Annotated in this window: 16 protein-coding genes; 8 read left to right on the top strand and 8 right to left on the bottom strand. The window is 67.4% G+C overall.

All coding sequences use genetic code 11. The features are described 5' to 3' along the window. Positions 1–169 precede the first annotated feature (169 nt). The 6 genes from EV216_RS11985 to EV216_RS11960 all read left to right on the top strand — a co-directional run bounded on the left by EV216_RS11985 (position 170) and on the right by EV216_RS11960 (position 7140). The gene (locus EV216_RS11985; RefSeq protein ID WP_132695748.1) at positions 170–430 is read left to right on the top strand and encodes a DUF4212 domain-containing protein; all 261 of its coding nucleotides are present in this window, start codon (positions 170–172) and stop codon (positions 428–430) included. Positions 431–436: 6 nt separating this feature from the next. After that, entirely contained in the window at positions 437–2218 is a 1782-nt protein-coding gene (locus EV216_RS11980; RefSeq protein ID WP_132695746.1) for a sodium:solute symporter family protein, read from the top strand. Positions 2219–2338: 120 nt separating this feature from the next. After that, entirely contained in the window at positions 2339–4177 is a 1839-nt protein-coding gene (locus EV216_RS11975; RefSeq protein ID WP_132695744.1) for a DUF294 nucleotidyltransferase-like domain-containing protein, read from the top strand. 3 nt (positions 4178–4180) lie between these two features. Further along, positions 4181–4693, top strand: coding sequence for a hypothetical protein (locus tag EV216_RS11970; RefSeq protein ID WP_132695742.1), 513 nt, complete (start codon positions 4181–4183; stop codon positions 4691–4693). 13 nt (positions 4694–4706) lie between these two features. Next, a complete protein-coding gene (locus EV216_RS11965; protein WP_132695741.1) occupies positions 4707–5090 on the top strand; it encodes a response regulator transcription factor in 384 nt (127 codons plus the stop codon). After that, complete coding sequence (locus tag EV216_RS11960; RefSeq protein ID WP_132695739.1) at positions 5083–7140, top strand: 3'-5' exonuclease; 2058 nt, start codon at positions 5083–5085, stop codon at positions 7138–7140. Before EV216_RS11965 ends, EV216_RS11960 begins: the two co-directional genes overlap by 8 nt. A gap of 15 nt (positions 7141–7155) precedes the next feature. Here EV216_RS11960 and EV216_RS11955 read toward each other — a convergent pair whose 3' ends face one another. The 8 genes from EV216_RS11955 to EV216_RS11920 all read right to left on the bottom strand — a co-directional run bounded on the left by EV216_RS11955 (position 7156) and on the right by EV216_RS11920 (position 15263). After that, positions 7156–7530 carry a Na+/H+ antiporter subunit G gene (locus EV216_RS11955; protein WP_132695737.1) on the bottom strand — a complete coding sequence of 125 codons (375 nt, stop codon included), beginning with the start codon at positions 7528–7530 and terminating at the stop codon, positions 7156–7158. Positions 7531–7541: 11 nt separating this feature from the next. Then, complete coding sequence (locus EV216_RS11950; protein WP_132695736.1) at positions 7542–7811, bottom strand: K+/H+ antiporter subunit F; 270 nt, start codon at positions 7809–7811, stop codon at positions 7542–7544. Further along, positions 7808–8299 carry a Na+/H+ antiporter subunit E gene (locus EV216_RS11945; RefSeq protein WP_132695734.1) on the bottom strand — a complete coding sequence of 164 codons (492 nt, stop codon included), beginning with the start codon at positions 8297–8299 and terminating at the stop codon, positions 7808–7810. The genes EV216_RS11950 and EV216_RS11945 overlap by 4 nt, the downstream gene beginning before the upstream one ends. A 3-nt stretch (positions 8300–8302) precedes the next feature. Continuing rightward, positions 8303–9901, bottom strand: coding sequence for a monovalent cation/H+ antiporter subunit D (locus EV216_RS11940; RefSeq protein ID WP_132695732.1), 1599 nt, complete (start codon positions 9899–9901; stop codon positions 8303–8305). Next, positions 9898–10266: a Na+/H+ antiporter subunit C gene (locus EV216_RS11935; RefSeq protein WP_132695730.1), complete on the bottom strand. Its 369-nt coding sequence runs from the start codon at positions 10264–10266 to the stop codon at positions 9898–9900. Before EV216_RS11935 ends, EV216_RS11940 begins: the two co-directional genes overlap by 4 nt. A 1-nt stretch (position 10267) precedes the next feature. Next, positions 10268–13138: a monovalent cation/H+ antiporter subunit A gene (locus tag EV216_RS11930; protein WP_132695729.1), complete on the bottom strand. Its 2871-nt coding sequence runs from the start codon at positions 13136–13138 to the stop codon at positions 10268–10270. A 119-nt stretch (positions 13139–13257) separates the two neighbouring features. Further along, a complete protein-coding gene (locus EV216_RS11925) occupies positions 13258–13881 on the bottom strand; it encodes a response regulator (protein ID WP_132695727.1) in 624 nt (207 codons plus the stop codon). Further along, complete coding sequence (locus EV216_RS11920) at positions 13878–15263, bottom strand: ATP-binding protein (protein WP_132695725.1); 1386 nt, start codon at positions 15261–15263, stop codon at positions 13878–13880. The genes EV216_RS11925 and EV216_RS11920 overlap by 4 nt, the downstream gene beginning before the upstream one ends. Positions 15264–15446: 183 nt before the next feature. Here EV216_RS11920 and EV216_RS11915 point away from each other — a divergent pair, with 183 nt between their 5' ends. After that, on the top strand, positions 15447–16673 hold the full coding sequence (locus tag EV216_RS11915; RefSeq protein ID WP_132695723.1) for an ABC transporter substrate-binding protein: 1227 nt from the start codon (positions 15447–15449) through the stop codon (positions 16671–16673). A gap of 8 nt (positions 16674–16681) precedes the next feature. Continuing rightward, the gene (locus EV216_RS11910; protein ID WP_132695721.1) at positions 16682–17659 is read left to right on the top strand and encodes a YVTN family beta-propeller repeat protein; all 978 of its coding nucleotides are present in this window, start codon (positions 16682–16684) and stop codon (positions 17657–17659) included. The last annotated feature ends 32 nt before the right edge of the window (positions 17660–17691 follow it).

Genomic DNA, 17691 nt, shown 5'->3' with positions numbered 1-17691 from the left:
GCAAGATCGCCGAAAACGACTTCGGCGCACTCGGCGACACCTCAACCCTCGCCGACCCATCCGTCGTCGATACTCTCATCGAAAACAGGATGAACAGATAAACGAAATCCGGGGGCGGGCCCGAAAGGCCCCGGCCCCGGCCTCTGCCAACTTCAACGGGAGGAAACCCATGTCCGACAAGGACAAAGCAATGGCCTACTGGAAGGCCAATGTCAGATTGATCCTGATCAGCCTGGTCATCTGGGCGATCGTATCCTTCGGCTTCGGCATCGTGCTGCGGCCGCTTCTGTCGGGCATCGCCATCGGCGGCACCGATCTTGGCTTCTGGTTCGCGCAGCAGGGGTCGATCCTGGTCTTCCTGGGCCTGATCTTCTTCTACGCGTTCCGCATGAACAGCCTCGACCGGAAACACGGCGTGGACGAGGAGTAAGTCACCATGGATCAGTTTACGCTCAACCTCATCTTCGTGGGCGCGTCCTTCGCGCTCTATATCGGGATCGCGATCTGGGCCCGGGCCGGGTCCACATCGGAATTCTATGCCGCCGGCCGGGGCGTTCACCCCGTCACCAACGGCATGGCGACCGCGGCCGACTGGATGTCGGCGGCGTCCTTCATCTCGATGGCGGGTCTGATCGCCTTCGGCGGCTACACCGCCTCGTCCTTCCTGATGGGCTGGACCGGCGGCTATGTGCTGCTCGCGCTGCTGCTTGCGCCCTATCTGCGCAAGTTCGGCAAGTTCACCGTGCCCGAATTCATCGGCGACCGGTTCTACAGCCAGACCGCGCGCCTTGTGGCCGTGGCCTGTCTGATCATCGCCTCGGTGACCTATGTGATCGGGCAGATGACCGGCGCGGGCGTGGCGTTCTCGCGCTTCCTCGAAGTGTCGAACACCACCGGCCTTCTGATCGGCGCCGCGGTCGTGTTCATGTATGCCGTTCTGGGCGGCATGAAGGGCATCACCTATACCCAGGTGGCGCAATATGTCGTGCTGATCACCGCCTATACCATCCCGGCGGTGTTCATCTCGCTGCAACTGACCGGCGTGGCGCTGCCGCCGCTGGGCCTGTTCTCGGAATACACCACCACCGGCGAGCCGCTTCTGGCCCGTCTCGACATGGTCATCCAGGATCTCGGCTTTGCCGCCTACACGCTGCAGGACACCAGCTTCCTTCCGATGCTGAACATGTTCCTGTTCACGATGTCGCTGATGATCGGCACCGCGGGTCTGCCGCATGTCATCATCCGCTTCTTCACCGTGCCGCGGGTGGCCGATGCGCGCTGGTCCGCGGGCTGGGCGCTGGTCTTCATCGCGCTTCTCTACCTGACCGCCCCGGCGGTGGGTGCGATGGCCCGTCTGAACCTGGTCGACACCATCTATCCGAACGGTGCCACCGAGCAGCCGATCGCCTATGACGAGCGGCCCGACTGGATCAAGAACTGGGAGATCACCGGCCTGCTGCGGTTCGAGGACAAGAACGGCGACGGCCTGATCCAGTGGTACAACGACCGCAACGCCAACTTCGCCGAGACCGCCACCGAGCGGGGCTGGCAGGGGTCGGAACTGACCGTGAACAACGACATCCTGGTTCTCGCCAACCCCGAGATTGCCGGCCTGCCGGGCTGGGTGATCGCGCTGATCGCGGCGGGCGGTCTGGCGGCGGCGCTGTCGACGGCGGCGGGCCTGCTGCTGGCGATCTCGTCGGCGGTCAGCCACGACCTGATCAAGGGGGCGATCAACCCCAAGATCAGCGAGCGGGGCGAGTTGCTGGCGGCGCGGATCTCGATGGCGGTGGCGATCGCGGTGGCGACCTGGCTGGGTCTCAACCCGCCGGGCTTTGCCGCGCAGACCGTGGCGCTGGCCTTCGGGATCGCGGCGGCCTCGCTGTTCCCGGCGCTGATGATGGGGATCTTCTCGACCCGCATCAACAACGTGGGCGCCGTGGCGGGGATGCTGACCGGCCTGATCTTCACGGTCGTCTACATCTTCCTGCACAAGGGCTGGTTCTTCATCCCCGGCACCAACAGCTTCGAGGACACGATCGCGGGATCGCTGTTCGGCATCCAGTCGACCGCCATCGGCGCGGTGGGCGCGATCCTGAACTTCGCGGTGGCCTATGGCGTCTCGAAGATGACGGCCGACACCCCGCAGGAGATCAAGGACCTGGTCGAAAGCGTGCGCGTGCCGCGCGGCGCGGGCTCTGCCGCGGCCGACCACTGACGACAACGAAGGGGGCGGCGCTCTGCCGCCCCCTTCCCCACGCGCCCGGAATTTCCCGGACCGCGCCTTCCTTTTAGGTTCTTCGCACAACCGTTCCGCCCACCCGCGCAGGAGGTGCGCATGTCCGACCCAGAGGCCGAGATCCTCGAAAGCCTCAGGCAGGTTCCGCCCTTCGACCTGATCCCCGAGGATGCCATGGCCGCCCTTGGCCCCAGCGTGCGGCGGATGGCGGTCGGGCCGGGCGCGACCATCTGCACCGAGGGCGAGCGGCTGGACGGGCTTTACGTCATCGAGACGGGGACCGTCGATATCGAGACCGGCGGCTCGGACCTGATCGCCCATCGCGGTCCCGGCGATGTCGTGGGCGAGCGGGGCCTGTTGCGGCTGGGCCGCGCGATGCTGACGGCGCGCGCAGCCTCGGATGTGACGCTACTGGTGCTGTCCAAGGCCGCCTTCCACGACCTTATGGACGACGTGCCGGCATTCGCCGTGTGGTTCCAGCGCTCGCTGCCCGGCCGGGTCGCAGCCGCGGGCGAGGAGGCCGCCGGGCTGACCGCGCTGCGCGTGGCCGACCTGATGACCCCGACCCCGATCACCTGCCCGGTCGGATCGCGGGTCAGCGACGTGGCGCGGATCATGCGGGACAAGAACATCTCGTCGGTGATGGTGATGGAGGGCGAGACGCTTGCGGGCATCGTCACGGTGCGCGACCTGACCAACAAGGTTCTGGCCGAGGGGCTGGACGGCGCGACCCCCGCGACGCAGGTGATGACCCGCGACCTGATCACCATCCCGCCCGACGCGCTGGGACTCGATGCGCTGATGACGCTGGCCGACAACAATATCAGCCACCTGCCGGTGGCCGAGGCGGGCCGGGTCGTCGGACTGATCGGGCGCACCGACCTGTTCCGCCAGCAGGCCGCCACCGCCAGCCACATGATCGTCGAGATCGTGGATGCCGACGACCCCGAGGCCATGGCGCGCGTCGTGGCCGAGGTGCCCGCGCTGCTGGCGCAACTGGTCCGCTCGGGCGTCAGCGCCAACGCCATCACCCGGCGGATCACCGACATCACCGACTCGATTACCCGCCGCCTGCTGACACTCGCCGAGGCCCGTCTCGGTCCGCCGCCCGTGCCCTATCTGTGGCTGGCCTGCGGCAGCCAGGGCCGACGCGAACAGACCGGCATCAGCGACCAGGACAACTGCCTGATCCTTGACGATGCCTTCCGTCCCGAGCATGACGCCTATTTCGCCGAACTGGCGAAATTCGTGTCCGACGGGCTGAATACCTGCGGCTTCTTCTACTGCCCCGGCGACATGATGGCGACCAACCCGCGCTGGCGTCAGCCCCGCCGGGTCTGGCGCAGCTATTTCTCGGGCTGGATCGCCCAGCCCGACAACGAGGCGCAGATGCTGGCCTCGGTGATGTTCGACCTGCGCCCGATCGGCGGCGAACGGGCGCTGTTCCAGGATCTGCAGGCCGAAACGCTGGCCATGGCGCGCAGGAACTCGATCTTCGTCGCGCACATGATCTCGAACTCGCTCAAGCACACGCCGCCGCTGGGCCTGTTCCGCGGCTTCGCGCTGATCCGCTCGGGCGAACACAAGGACATGCTGGATCTCAAGCTCTCGGGCGTGGTGCCGGTGGTCGATCTGGGCCGGGTCTACGCGCTCAAGGGCGAATTGCAGGCGGTGAACACGCGCGAACGGCTGGTCGCGGCGCGCGAGGCGGGCGCGGTCTCGCAATCGGGTGCACATGACCTGATCGACGCCTATGACCTGATCTGCGAGACAAGGCTCGCCCATCAGGCCGACCAGATCCGGGCGGGTACGAAGCCCGACAATTTCATGGCGCCGGGCCAGTTGTCGGAACTGGAGCGCAACCACCTGCGCGATGCCTTCATGGTGATCAAGACAATGCAATCGGCCGCCGGACAGGGCCGTGGGGTGATGGGATAGACGATGTTTCTGGAACTGATCGCAAGTGTAGCCGCCGGGTTCGGCGCGGGCGGGCTCATGTTCCTGCTCAACCGTCTCAGTGGTCAGCGGCTGCCGCGCTGGTCGGTGCCGGTGGCGGCGGGCCTTGCAATGCTGGCCTATGCGCTCTGGTCCGAGCAATCCTGGGCCGCGCGGACCATGGCCGGCCTGCCCGAGGGCCTTGTCGAGATCTCGCGCGTCGAACAATCCGTGCCGTGGAAGCCCTGGACCTATCTCCTGCCCCAGACGACGCGGCTGATGGCGGCCGATGTCGGCCGCGCCGCCCGCCGCGAGGATGCGCCCGAGATGCGGCTGGTCACGCTCTACTTCTTCGCGCGCTGGCAGCCCGCCCGTTCTGCGCCGGTGCTGGTCGATTGTGCGCGTGCCGCGCGCGCCGACGCGACCGAGTCGGCGCTGACCGATCCTCGCAGCGCCGATTGGCGCAGGCTTTCCGGCGACGATCCGTTGGTCCGGGCGGTCTGCAACGGAACAAGCTGAGGGGGGATGCGTCATGGGGCGAAAATCGGTTCTGCTGGCCGAGGACGAGGATGGAATCGCCCTTGCGCTGGAATACCTGATCGCGCGCGAGGGATATGACACGCGCCGCGTGGCCGATGGCGATCTGGTGCTCAAGGCGCTGGAGGAGGCGCCACCGGATCTTGTCGTTCTCGACGTGATGTTGCCCAATCGCTCTGGCTACGAGATCTGCCAGATGATCCGGCGTACCGAGCGCCTGAAAGATGTTAAGGTCCTGATGATGACCGCGCGCGGTGGAGAGGTCGAGCGGCGCAAGGGTCTGGCACTCGGGGCGGACGCGTTCCTGACCAAACCCTTCGCGACCGCGGATCTGACGGCCCAGATCCGCGCGTTGCTGGGGGGAGAGTTGGATGCATGAGCGGCTTGGGCTGAGAACCCGATTCGCGCTGTTCTTCGCGGCGCTGGCACTGGGCGGGCTGGCGATCCTGGTCCTGGGCCTGTGGCTTGGCCATGCCAGGGCGGGCGGCCCGGCGGACGGTTTCGTGATCGCGGGCGCCGTCGCGGGCTTCGGTCTCGCGGGGCTGGCGGCCTGGGTCGGCCTGCTGTTCGACCAGAACGTCGCCCGCCCGATCCTCGCCCTTGCCGCCGACCTGACGACACGGGCCCGGGCGGATATCGACGTCGATATCGACGAAGCACCCGCCCGCTATCTGGGCGCGCTGGCGCCTGCAGCGAACGCCATCAACGACGCGCTGGCCGAGACCCGCGCCGCCCAGGATCGCGCCGTGGCCGAGAAGACCGCGCTCCTGAACCGCGACAAGGCGATGTTCGAGGCGCTGCTGCGTGACCTTGCCGAAGGCGCCGTGGTGGCCACGCCCGATCACCGGATCATGCTCTACAACCGCGCGGCGCAGGGGCTTCTGGGCGATCTGGGGCTCGACCGGCGGCTGACCGCGTTCCTGCGGCCCGAACCTCTGGCCCACGCGCTCGACCGGATGGGCGCGCGCGCCGCGCGCGGCGAGCTCGAGGCCGAGCGATTCCTGGCCGCCACCGCCTGCGGCGAACGCTTCCTGATGGCCCGCGTCAGCCCGATCGCGGTGAATGGCAGCCGCGTGGGCTATGTCCTGATCTTCCACGACGCGACCGAGGATCTCGACGCCCATGCCGAGCGTGACCACCTGTTCAACACGCTGCTCGAGGCGATCCGCCGCCCGACCGCCGCGATCGGCGCGCTGATCGACGCGATCGAGGCCGATCCCGACCTCTGCACGGACAGGCGGACGAGCTTTTTCCGACAGTTGCGGCGCGAACAGGGGGCGCTGGTGGTCAAGGTCCACGAGATCGCCGAGCGCCACGGCACCGCCACCGCACGCCGCTGGCCGATGCCCGCGGTCGCCTCCGATGACATCTTCGACGCGCTTCAGGCCCGCCTGCCCGAGGATCTCCGCGTCGAGGGCGCACGCCAGTTCATCCGCTGCGACGGCTTCGCGATCACCGAGCTTCTGGCGCGCGTGATCGGTGGCTTGCGCTCCGACCCGGCGCGCTGCGATTTCGTTCTGCGCGCGGGCGCCTGCGACCGCGAGATCTGCCTGATGCTGGACTGGAAAGGCCCCGAACTGCCCGATGGTCAGCTCGATCGCTGGCTGGCCGCGCCGTTGTCCGAGGGCTACGGGCACTATACCGGGCGTGACGCGCTCGAAGGCCACGGGACCGAGATGTGGTCCGAGGCGACCGCGACGGGCAACCGGCTGATGCTGCCGCTCCAGGCCGCCAAGGCGCCGGTCCTGACCCCCGCGGATCCGCGGCCCGAATTCTACGATTTCACCCTGCCCCCGCCGGTCTCGGACGAGATCGCCGAGCGGCCGCTCTCCGAACTGCGCTTCGTGGTGTTCGACACCGAAACCACGGGTCTTTCGCCCCGCGCGGGCGACGAGATCGTGCAGATCGGCGGCGTCCCGATCGTCAATGGCCGCATCCTGCGCGGCGAGGCCTTCGACATGCTGGTCAATCCCGGCCGACACATCCCCGCCGCCTCGACCGCGGTGCATGGCATCGACAACGCCCGCGTCGCCGTTGCCCCCGACATCGTCGAGGCCGGGCGCCGCTTTCACGCCTATTGCGAGGGGGCGGTGCTGGTCGCCCATAACGCCGCCTTCGACATGGCCTTCCTCAAGCTCAAGGAGGACCGCATCGGCCTGCGCTTCGACCAGCCTGCGCTCTGCACCGTCCTGCTGGCCGCCGCGCTCTACCCGGATGCCGACGATCTGACGCTCGACGCGCTGGCCACCCGGTTCGGGGTCACGCTCGCCAACGAGCACCGGCATACCGCGCTGGGCGACGCACTGGCCACGGCCGAGGTGTTCCGCCACATGCTGGGCGTCCTCGAAGGGGCCGGGATCGGAACCCTCGGCGAGGCCATCGCCCGCAGCGACCAGATGCACCGCATCCGCAAGGCCCAGAACTACTGAACCCGCGCGTCCGGCCTATTCCTCGCGCCGGTCCGAGGGCGGGTCGTCATACATCGACCAGCCATGCTCGCGCCCGGTCGGCGGCACGTCCGAGGGGCGGATATTGGCCTGGATGAAGGTCTTGGCGATGAAATGCGCCACGATCGGCGCGGTCAGGAACAGGAACAGCGTGATCAGCAATTCGTGGAACGAGAAACTGCCCTCGATCAGCAGGAAATACAGCATCGAGGCGATCAGCACGCCCCCCACGCCCAGCGTCGTCGCCTTGGTCGGCGCGTGCAGCCGCTGCATCGTCTCGCGCAGCTTGATCAGCCCGAACGAGCCGACGAAGCCGAAGATCCCGCTGACGACAAGGAAGAACGCGATCACAAGCTCCGCCCAGAAATCCATGCCCAGCCCCCCTATTCGATGATGTCGCCGCGCAGCACGAAGCGGCAATAGGCCACCGTCGAGACGAAGCCGACCATCGCCACCAGCATCGAGGCTTCGTAATAGACCGCCGTGCCATGCCAGATCCCGTAAAGGATCAGCAACGCGATCACGTTGATGACGATCGTATCCAGCGCAAGGATGCGGTCGGCCACGTCCGGCCCCCGCGTGATCCGCCAGAGATTCAGCAACAGCCCCAGCCCGTAGCAGCCGAAGGCGAAGATCAGGGCCGCCTCGATCATTCGAAGATCTCCTTCAGGCGCCGCTCGTAGCGGCTCTTGATCTGGTCGCGCACGGCGTCCGGATCCTCGGCATGCAGGCAATGCACGAGGATCGCCCCGCCATCGGCCGCCAGCATCGCAGAGACCGTGCCCGGCGTCATCGTGATCGTGCCCGCCAGAACCGTGATCGCCTCGGCCGAGGTCAGGTCCAGCGGCACCGTGATCCAGGTCGAGCGCAGATCGGCGTTGCGCTTGAACAGGATGATCATCGCCACCTGCACATTCGCCACCACGATGTCCCACAGCACCACCAGCGCATATTCCGCCGCCATCAGCGGATTGCGCAGCCGCGGCCGGTTCGGCCAATAGGCCGCCGTGGTCAGCGGCACGATGATGCCCAGCGCGACACCCAGCACCAGATTGCCCGGCGTCACCTTGTTCACCAGCCCCAGCCAGACCAGGGTCAGCACCAGGCTCAACAGCGGATGCGGGAAGATGCGTCCAAGCATGGCCTAGCCCTCCTCCTGCACCGGGTCTTCGGCGGCGTCCGGTTCGGGTTGCGGCACCTCCGGCACCTCCTGCGGACCCAGCACCGCCGCGATGTAGTCTTCCGCGTGGAAGACCTGGCGCGATCCGGCATCCAGGAAATCCGTCAGCGGCCCGGCAAAGGCCGCCAGCAGCGCCGTCATGCCGATCGCCGCCACCGTCGGCGCAACCTCCAGCGGGCTGGCCGGGCGCGCCTCCGGGCGCGGTTCCGCGTCATCCGCGGCCGGCACATGCGCCGCCACGGCGGTCGAGCGCCAGAACAGCACGCTGCCCGCCCGCGCCAGACCGACGATCACCAGCAGCGATCCGGCCAGAACCGCCGTCCAGCCCAGCGCCATGAACTGCGGATCGCGCAGCGCATCCAGGATCATCAGCTTGCCCAGGAACCCGCTCAGCGGCGGCATGCCCGCCATCGCCACCGCCCCCGCAAAGAACAGCGCCGCGAACAACCCGTTCTGCACCGTCGCGGGCGCCGGATCCAGCCGGTCGCCCTCGGGCCGTCGCGACACAACCAGATCGGCCAGCAGGAACAGGGCCGCCGCCGCAAAGGTCGAATGGATCAGGTAATACAGCGCCGCCGTCGTCGCCCAGGGCGTGAAGGCCGCCACCGCAAGCATCATCGTCCCCATCGAGGCCACCACCGAGAACGCCAGCAACGGCATCAGCCGCCGCGCGCCCAGCACGCCGAAGGCACCGATGGCCAGCGTCACCGCCGCGGCCGGGAACAGCCAGGTGCCGGTCAGCCCGTCCGTGGCCGCGATCTCGGGGCCGAAGATCATCGAATGGATCCGGATGATCGCATAGGCGCCCACCTTGGTCATGATCGCGAACAGCGCGGCCACGGGCGCAGGCGCATTGGCATAGGTCGCGGGCAGCCAGAACTGGATCGGGAACAGCGCGGCCTTGATCGCGAAGACCACCATCAGCAGCATCGCCGCCACCCGGATCAGCGCCGCCTCCTCGATGGGTATCTCGCGCACCTTCACCGCCAGATCGGCCAGGTTCAGCGTGCCCGTCGCGGCATAAAGCGTGCCCAGCGCGATCAGGAACAGGGTCGAACCCGCAAGGTTCATCACGACATATTGCAGACCCGCCTGCAACCGCACCTTGCCGCCGCCATGGATCATCAACCCGTAGGACGCGATCAGCAGGATCTCGAAGAACACGAACAGGTTGAACGCGTCGCCGGTCAGGAAGGCGCCGCAGATCCCCATGATCTGGAACTGGAACAGCGCATGGAAATGCCGCCCCCTTGTGTCCCAGCCCGTCGCCGCCGCATGGGTCAGCACGATCAGCGCCAGCACCGCCGTCAGCAGCACCAGAACCGCCGACAGCCGGTCCAGCACCAGGACGATGCCGAAAGGCGCGGGCCAGTTGCCCAGATCGTAGACATGAACCGCGCCATCCGCCGACAGCACGGCCAGCCCGACCGCGATCGCGACCAGCGCGAGCGCACCCGCAAAGGACGCCGCGCGCGCCAGAACGATATCGTAGCGCATGACATAGGCGATCAGCGGTGCCAGCAGCGCGGGCAGGATGATCGGGGCGATGATCCAGTGGCTCATGCCGCGCCGTCCTTGCGCACGGCCTTGCCCGCGTCATCCGCCTCGGTCATGTCGATCCGGTCGTCGCCCGCCTCGATGAAGGCGCCCAGCGCCACCATCACCAGCAGCGCGGTCATCCCGAAGGCGATCACGATGGCCGTCAGCGTCAGCGCCTGCGGCAGCGGGTCGGTATAGACCGCCTCGCCGTATTTCTGAAGCACCGGCGGCGCGTTGATCCTAAGCCGCCCCGAGGCGAACAGGAAGATGTTGGCCGCATAGGACAGAAGCGCCAGCCCCAGGATCACCGGAAAGGCGCGCAGCCGCAGCACCAGATAGACCCCCCCCGCGGTCAGCACGCCGACCGAACTCGCAACGATCAACTCCATCTCACTCGCCTCCCTTGCCGACCGCCCCGGCGCGCTGCGAGGGATCGTAATCCATCGGCTCGACATTCACCGTCTCGCCGGCATAGCGCGCGATCCGCGACAGGCTGTAAAGCGTCAGCATGACCGCACCCAGAACCGTCAGGAACACGCCCAGGTCGAACAGGAAGGCCGAGCCAAGCCCGAACTCCTCGATCAGAGGCAGCTTGATGTAGCCATAGGCGCTGGTCAGGAACGGCTTGCCCGCCAGCCACGCCCCCGCGCCGGTCAGCCCCGCGATCACCACGCCCCAGCCGATCATGTCGTGATAGCCGACGCGCTGGCGCGCCTGCGCCCAGGCAAAGCCCGAGGCCATGTATTGCATCAGGAAGGCGATCGAGACCACCAGCCCCGCGATGAACCCGCCGCCCGGCTGGTTATGCCCGCGCAGGAAGATATAGACCCCCACCATCAGCGCGATCGGCAGCATCGCGCGGGTGGCCACCACCATCATCAGCGGATGCCGGTCGCGCGAGCGGTCCTGCGAATAGTCGGAGTTTCTCAGCCGCCGTGCGGCCTGACCGCGCAACAGCGTCTCCATCAGCGCAAAGATCGCCAGCCCCGCAATGCCCAGAACGATGATCTCGCCATAGGTGTCGAAGCCGCGGAAATCGACAAGGATCACGTTGACGACATTGGTGCCGCCGCCGCCCTCGTAGGAATTGGCCAGGTGATAGTCCGAGATCGGCGAGAAATCCCGCAGCAGGAAGGCAAAGGCCAGCGCCCCCACCGCACCCCCCGCGGCAACCGCAAGCACCCCGTCGCGCGCCCGCAGCGCCAGCGGGCTTTCGCGCGGCGTGTCCTTGGGCAGGAAATGCAGCGCCAGCAGCAACAGCATGATCGTGACCGTCTCGACCGAGATCTGCGTCAGCGCCAGGTCGGGCGCGGAAAGATAGACGAACCCGACCGAGATCATCAGCCCGATCACCCCGATCAGCACCAGCGCCTGGAACCGCTGGCGGTGCATCGTCACCACCAGCGCCGTCGCCACCGCCAGCAGGACCCAGCCGATTGCCACAACCGGCGGGATCGGCAGCATCGCCCGGTCGGCCGGCGCCAGCCCGCCCCCGGTCCAGGCGACATAGCCCAACGCCACCGAGGCGGCGACGAAGATCGCAAGATAGCGGCTGATCGCGCCGTTATGCAGCCCCTCGGTGAACCGGCGCGACAGCCCCGCCGCGGCCTCGATCAGCCCGTCGAAGATGACCTTGGCCTCGGGCCGCGGCGCAACCTGCCACAGCCGGTCCAGCGGCCGATGCAGCGCCAGCAGCACCAGGCCGCCCGCGACCGCGATCACCGACATGATCAGCGCCGCATTCACCCCGTGCCAGATCTTCAGCGAGTAATAGGGCAGTTCGCCCCCGATCACCGCGCCCCCCGCCACGGCCACCAGCGGCCCGACGAAGGTTGCGGGCAGGATGCCGATCAGCACCACGAACAGCACCAGAAACGCGGGTGCGGCCCACATGCCGAAGGGCGGATCATGCGGTTTCGCCGGATAATCGTCGCGCACCGGGCCGAGGAAGACATGCGAAATGAAGCGGAAGGAATAGGCCACCGACAACAGCGCCCCAAGCGTCGCCAGCACCGGCACCGCCAGATGGCTGCCCGCCCAGACCGTTTCGGATGCGGCGTCCAGCATCATCTCCTTCGACAGGAAGCCGTTGAACAGCGGTATGCCCGCCATCGACAGCGCCGCGGCCATCGCAATCGCCGCCGTGATCGGCATCAGCCGCGCAAGTCCCCCCAGCCGCTTGATGTCGCGGGTATGGGTCTCGTGATCGACGATGCCCGCCGACATGAACAGCGCGGCCTTGAAGGTCAGGTGGTTGATGATGTGAAAGACCGCGACCACCGCCGCGAACTTGGTGCCCAGCCCCAGCAGCATGGTCAGCAGGCCCAGATGGCTGACCGTGGAAAAGGCCAGCAGCGCCTTCAGATCGTCCTTGAACAGCGCGATCAGCGCACCCAGCACCATGGTCACCAGCCCGGTGGTCGCCACGATGTAGAACCAGGCATCCGTCCCCGACAGCACCGGCCACATCCGCGCCAGCAGGAAGACCCCCGCCTTCACCATGGTCGCCGAATGCAGATAGGCCGAGACGGGCGTCGGCGCCGCCATCGCATGCGGCAGCCAGAAATGGAACGGGAACTGCGCCGATTTGGTGAAGGCCCCGATCAGGATCAGGATCAGCGCGGGCAGATACCAGTCCGACGCCCGGATCGCGTCACCCTGTTGCAGGATGTCGGTCAGGTTGTAGCTGCCCGCGATATTGCCGAGGATCAGCATCCCCCCGATCATCGCCAGCCCGCCCGCCCCGGTCACCGCCAGCGCCATCCGCGCGCCCTGCCGGCCCTCCGGCAGGTGCTTCCAATAGCCGATCAGCAGGAACGAGGTCAGGCTGGTCAGTTCCCAGAAGATCAGCAGAAGCAGGATGTTGTCCGAAATCACGATGCCCAGCATCGCGCCCTGGAACAGCAGCAGATAGGTATAGAACTGCCCCATCGGATCCTCGCCCGACAGGTAGAACCGCGCGTAAAGCGTGATCAGCAACCCCATCCCCAGGATCATCCCCGCGAACAGCAGCCCCAGCCCGTCGAGGAAGAAACTGGCCGACAGCCCCAGTTGCGGCAGCCATTCGATTTCCGCCTGGATCACCTCGCCCCGCATCACCGCGGGCGCCAGCACCCCCAGCATCACCAGCGCCAGAAGCGTCGGGATCGCCGTGAAACTGGCGCAGGCCGTCCGGCCTGCGCGGATCATGATTCCGGGGATCAACGCCCCCAGGAAGGGAAGGATCGCAATGATGGGTAACAGGCTGCTGCCGCTGCTCATCCGGTGCACCACTCGCTAGTTCGGCCACAGACTTAACCGCTTTCCGCCGGATGGGAAATGCAGATGGAAAAAACGTTATCACTCGGTGGGAAGACTGCCACGAATTGCCCAGAAACGCATCAGGACAGCCCGGTCTCGATGGCCAGCCGCACCAGTTCCGTGGTGTTGCGCGCGCCCAGCTTGCGTTTCAGCGTGGAACTGGTGTTCGCCGCGGTCTTGTAGCTGATGCACAGCGCATCCGCGATCGACTGCAAATCCTCGCCCCGCCCGATCAGCCGCAGCACCTGATGCTCGCGCTCGCTCAGCGCCGAGATCGGATCCGCCTTGCCGCCGATCTTCATCGAGGCGATGGAAACCGCGACCTTGTGGCTGAGATACATCTCGCCCCGCTCCAGCGTGCGCACGGCCTCAAGGAAATCCTCGGGCGCCGAGTTCTTGGACAGATAGCCGCCAGCGCCCCCCTCCAGCGCCTTGACCGCAAAGACGGTCTGCTCGTTCATCGTGAAGACCAGGATCCGCGCATCGGGCGCCCGGGCGGCCAGCGGGCCGATCATGTTCAGCCCGCCCACGCCGGGCATGCCCAGGTCCAGCACGATCAGGTCGGGGCGATGCGCCTCGGCCAGGCGATAGGCCTCGCGATCGGTCAGCGCCTCGAACACCTCGTCATAGCCCAGATCGCGCAGAAGCTGGCCACAGCCGATATGGGTCACCGGATGGTCGTCGACGATCAGCGCGGTCTTCATGCCAGGGTCTCCATCGCGGGGCGCCCGGCCCGGGCACCGGCCAGCGGCAGGCGCACGGTCAGCCGCGTGCCGCCGCCCGGGCGCGGGCCCAGCGCCAGCCTGCCGCCCAGCGCATAGACCCGGTCGCGCATCGCGGTCAGCCCGCGCCCCTCGACCAGCCCGGCCCCCAGCCCCGCGCCATTGTCCTCGATCCCCAGCGCGATCTCGCCCGGCCCCTGCCCGTCGGGCAGCACCGCCATCGCGATCCGCACCCGGCCGGGGCGTCCATGACGCAGCGCGTTGGTAACGCCCTCCTGCACGATCCGATAGACGGTCAGATCCACGATTTCCTCGGTGCCGGGCACCGACCGGGGCAGGCTCACCTCCCAGTCGATGCCCGTATGGGTGCTGCGAAAGCCCGCGATCATGTCCTCCAGCGCCTCGACCAGCGGCAACTGGCCGATGGTCATGGGCCGCAGCGTGGTCAGAAGCCGGGTATTCGCCACCCGGATCTGATCGACGATCGAGGCGACCGTCTCGGCATCGCGCCTCAGCGTGGCATCGCCCGACCGTTCGGCCACGCGCGCGATGGCGCCCGCCTTGACCTTCAGCCCGAACAGGCAGGGGCCGAACTCGTCATGCAGTTCCATCGCGATGGCGCGCCGTTCCGCATCGCCCAGTTCCACGATCTTGCGCGCCAGCGCCGCGCGCGCCGCCTCGCTGGCCTCCAGCCCCTGCGAAAGCGCGTTGAACCCGCCCACGATGGGCGTGAAATCGGCTCCGCGCACGCCCGCGATCCGCGTCGACAGATCCCCCGCCTGCAACGCCGCCAGCCCGCGATTGATCGTGTCCAGCGGCCGCAAGCCACGCCCGATCACCGTCGCCACCACCAGCGCGGACGCCAGCAGCGCCGCCCCCAGAGTTCCGAACAGCACCGCGGCATCCTCCCAGACCTCCGCGATCTCGTCCTGCGGCGCCGAGCTCAGCGAGACAAAGCCGTAATCGCGCCCGTTATGCAGGATCGACAGCCGCGTCTCGCGCCGGGGGGGCATCACAAGCGTGGCGAACCAGCCGGGCGCGGCGGTGATCTCGGCCTCGCGGCTGCCCGACAGCACCGGCAGCGGCCCGGTGCGCGAATCGTAAAGCACCAGCCGGACGTGGCGCGGCTCGACCAGTTGCTCGGACAGCACGTCCAGAACCCGCTCGGGCGGGTGGTCGCGCATCGCCGTGCCGACCGCCGCGATCACTTGGGCGCGCGCCGCCGATTCGGCGGCCGTCATCTCGACCCCGACCGCCTTGCGCGCATTCTCCAGCATCACCCAGCCCGCAAGGCCCAGCGCCACGGCCTGAAGCCCGGCCACGCACAGCACGACCTGCCAGCGCAGATGAAGCCGGTCGAACATCGCTGTTTCCTCCCTTTGGGAACCAATCTAGCCTGTCCTGCGCGCCGGGTCGATTGCCGACGCGGCGCAGCCGGGAACGGACGGCAAGGCGATTGCCGACTTTTCCCGGGCAGATTTGGGAGGAACGGCGCGCGCCCGCGTGCTAGCCCAGAAGACGGGAGAAGCAGAGGGGGGAGATCGGCCATGGCTGCCGAAAACAGGTTCTGGTCCAACCTGTCCGGATTGCGCCTGCGGGCGCGCGCCGCGCTGTTAGGCGCGGCTTTTGCTTCGCTGGCGACACTCCCCGCCGTCGCGCAAGAGGTCCGGGCAGCCGTCATCCGCGTCGATTACCCCTCTCTCCTTCCCCTGTCGCGGCTTGACCTGCCGACCGAGGATCGCGCCTTTGCCGGCGCCACGCTCGGGACCGAGGACAACGCGACCACCGGCCGCTTCATGGGCCAGACCTACGAGACCGTGACAATCGCCACCGCCCCCGAACAGGCCCTGGCCGAATTCGAGCGGTTGGCGGCCGAAGGCTACCGCCTGTTCGTGATCCTTGCGCGCGAGGCCGAATTGCTGGCGATGGCCGATGCCGCGCCCGGCGATGCGCTGCTGTTCAATTCCCGCTCGGGCGCAGGCAGCCTGCGCTCCGAGGAATGCCGCGCGAACCTGCTGCATGTCGCGCCCTCGGACGCGATGCGCGCCGATGCCGTGACGCAATTCCTGGTCTGGAAGAAATGGACCAACCTGTTCCTCGTGCACGGATCGAACCCCGAAGACGTGGCGCTGGCCGACGCCTACCGCGCCTCGGCGAGCAAGTTCGGCGCCAGGATCGTCGGCGAGCGCGAATTCACCGATACCGGCGGTTCGCGGGTCTCGGATTCGGGCCATGTGCTGGTCCAGCGCCAATTGCCCGTCTTCATGCAGAACACGCCGCGCCATGATGTCGTGCTGGCCGCCGACGCCACCGACTATTTCGCCGAATACCTGCCCTACAACACATGGGAGGCCGCGCCCGTCGCGGGCTCGGCCGGGCTGGTGCCCGCGACCTGGGCGCCGACGCATGAATCCTGGGGCGCGACGCAGCTCAACACCCGGTTCGAGAAGCTCGCGAACCGGCCGATGCGCGACGAGGATTACCAGACTTGGCTTGCCCTGCGCGTGATCGGCGAGGCGGTCACCCGCACCGGCTCCGCCGATCCGGCGGAGTTGCGCGCCTATGCGCTGGGCGACGAGTTCACGCTGGCCGCCTTCAAGGGAGAACCCGTGACCTTCCGGAAATGGAACGGCCAGATGCGCCAGCCGATCCTTCTGACCAATGGCCGGATGACGGTCAGCGTCTCGCCGCAGGACGGCTTCCTGCACCAGCGCACGCTTCTCGACAGCCTCGGGCTCGACCAACCCGAATCCGCCTGCACCGCTTTCGAATGAGGTATCCGATGATCCGCTCCACGCTTCTGGCCACCGCCGCCGCCCTTGCCATTGCCGCCACGCCCGCGCTTGCCAACAATGTCTTCGTCTCGAACGAACGCGGCAATACCGTGACCGTGCTGGACAGCACCACCTGGGAGGTGATCGCCGAGTTTCCCGCCGGAAACCGCCCGCGCGGCATTACCATCGCCCCCGATGGCAGCGAACTTTACGTCTGCGCCTCGGATGACGACCTGGTGCGCGTCTTCGACCCCAACACCTTCGAGGAACTGCACACCCTGCCCTCCGGCCCCGACCCCGAACTGTTCGTCCTGCACCCCTCGGGCAACCCGCTCTACATCGCCAACGAGGACGACAACATGGTGACCGTGGTCGATGTGAAGACCCGGCAGGTGCTGGCCGAAATCCCCGTCGGCATCGAACCCGAGGGCATGGCGATCAGCCCCGATGCGCGCACGGTCATCAACACCTCCGAAACCACCAACATGGCGCATTTCATCGACGCCGAAAGCTACGAGATCGTCCATAACGTGCTGGTGGACCAGCGTCCCCGCTATGCCGAGTTCACCACCGACGGCACCAAGCTCTATGTCAGCGCCGAGATCGGCGGCACCGTCAGCGTGATCGACATGACCGCCGACGACCCCCCGATCACCAAGAAGATCACCTTCGAGGTGCCCGGCATCCAGCCCGAATGGCTGCAACCCGTGGGCGTCAAGGTGACCGCCGATGGCAGCCGCGTCTTCGTCGCGCTGGGGCCGTCGAACCGCGTCGCGGTGATCGACGGCGAAACCGACGAGGTCATCAAGTATCTGCTTGTCGGCCAGCGGGTCTGGCAGCTTGCCTTCACGCCGGACGAGAAATTCCTGATCACCACCAACGGCAATTCGAACGATGTCTCGATCATCGACGTCGAGCGCGAAGAGGTGATCAAGTCGGTTCAGGTCGGCCAGCAGCCCTGGGGCGTTGTCGTCGCGCCGGACTGACGAAAACGGGACAGGAACGGAATGAAAGGGAG

It is taken from the genome of Rhodovulum steppense (assembly GCF_004339675.1).
In the GTDB taxonomy this organism is placed as follows: Bacteria; Pseudomonadota; Alphaproteobacteria; order Rhodobacterales; family Rhodobacteraceae; genus Rhodovulum; species Rhodovulum steppense.
The sequence above is the reverse complement of the archived record's forward strand: the minus strand, read 5'-3'. Positions and strand labels throughout refer to the sequence as shown.

Coding starts and splice junctions, on each gene's coding strand:
- EV216_RS11985 (WP_132695748.1), top strand. CDS start 170: ATGTCCGACAAGGACAAAGCAATGGCCTACTGGAAGGCCAATGTCAGA.
- EV216_RS11980 (WP_132695746.1), top strand. CDS start 437: ATGGATCAGTTTACGCTCAACCTCATCTTCGTGGGCGCGTCCTTCGCG.
- EV216_RS11975 (WP_132695744.1), top strand. CDS start 2,339: ATGTCCGACCCAGAGGCCGAGATCCTCGAAAGCCTCAGGCAGGTTCCG.
- EV216_RS11970 (WP_132695742.1), top strand. CDS start 4,181: ATGTTTCTGGAACTGATCGCAAGTGTAGCCGCCGGGTTCGGCGCGGGC.
- EV216_RS11965 (WP_132695741.1), top strand. CDS start 4,707: ATGGGGCGAAAATCGGTTCTGCTGGCCGAGGACGAGGATGGAATCGCC.
- EV216_RS11960 (WP_132695739.1), top strand. CDS start 5,083: ATGCATGAGCGGCTTGGGCTGAGAACCCGATTCGCGCTGTTCTTCGCG.
- EV216_RS11955 (WP_132695737.1), bottom strand. CDS start 7,530: ATGGATTTCTGGGCGGAGCTTGTGATCGCGTTCTTCCTTGTCGTCAGC.
- EV216_RS11950 (WP_132695736.1), bottom strand. CDS start 7,811: ATGATCGAGGCGGCCCTGATCTTCGCCTTCGGCTGCTACGGGCTGGGG.
- EV216_RS11945 (WP_132695734.1), bottom strand. CDS start 8,299: ATGCTTGGACGCATCTTCCCGCATCCGCTGTTGAGCCTGGTGCTGACC.
- EV216_RS11940 (WP_132695732.1), bottom strand. CDS start 9,901: ATGAGCCACTGGATCATCGCCCCGATCATCCTGCCCGCGCTGCTGGCA.
- EV216_RS11935 (WP_132695730.1), bottom strand. CDS start 10,266: ATGGAGTTGATCGTTGCGAGTTCGGTCGGCGTGCTGACCGCGGGGGGG.
- EV216_RS11930 (WP_132695729.1), bottom strand. CDS start 13,138: ATGAGCAGCGGCAGCAGCCTGTTACCCATCATTGCGATCCTTCCCTTC.
- EV216_RS11925 (WP_132695727.1), bottom strand. CDS start 13,881: ATGAAGACCGCGCTGATCGTCGACGACCATCCGGTGACCCATATCGGC.
- EV216_RS11920 (WP_132695725.1), bottom strand. CDS start 15,263: ATGTTCGACCGGCTTCATCTGCGCTGGCAGGTCGTGCTGTGCGTGGCC.
- EV216_RS11915 (WP_132695723.1), top strand. CDS start 15,447: ATGGCTGCCGAAAACAGGTTCTGGTCCAACCTGTCCGGATTGCGCCTG.
- EV216_RS11910 (WP_132695721.1), top strand. CDS start 16,682: ATGATCCGCTCCACGCTTCTGGCCACCGCCGCCGCCCTTGCCATTGCC.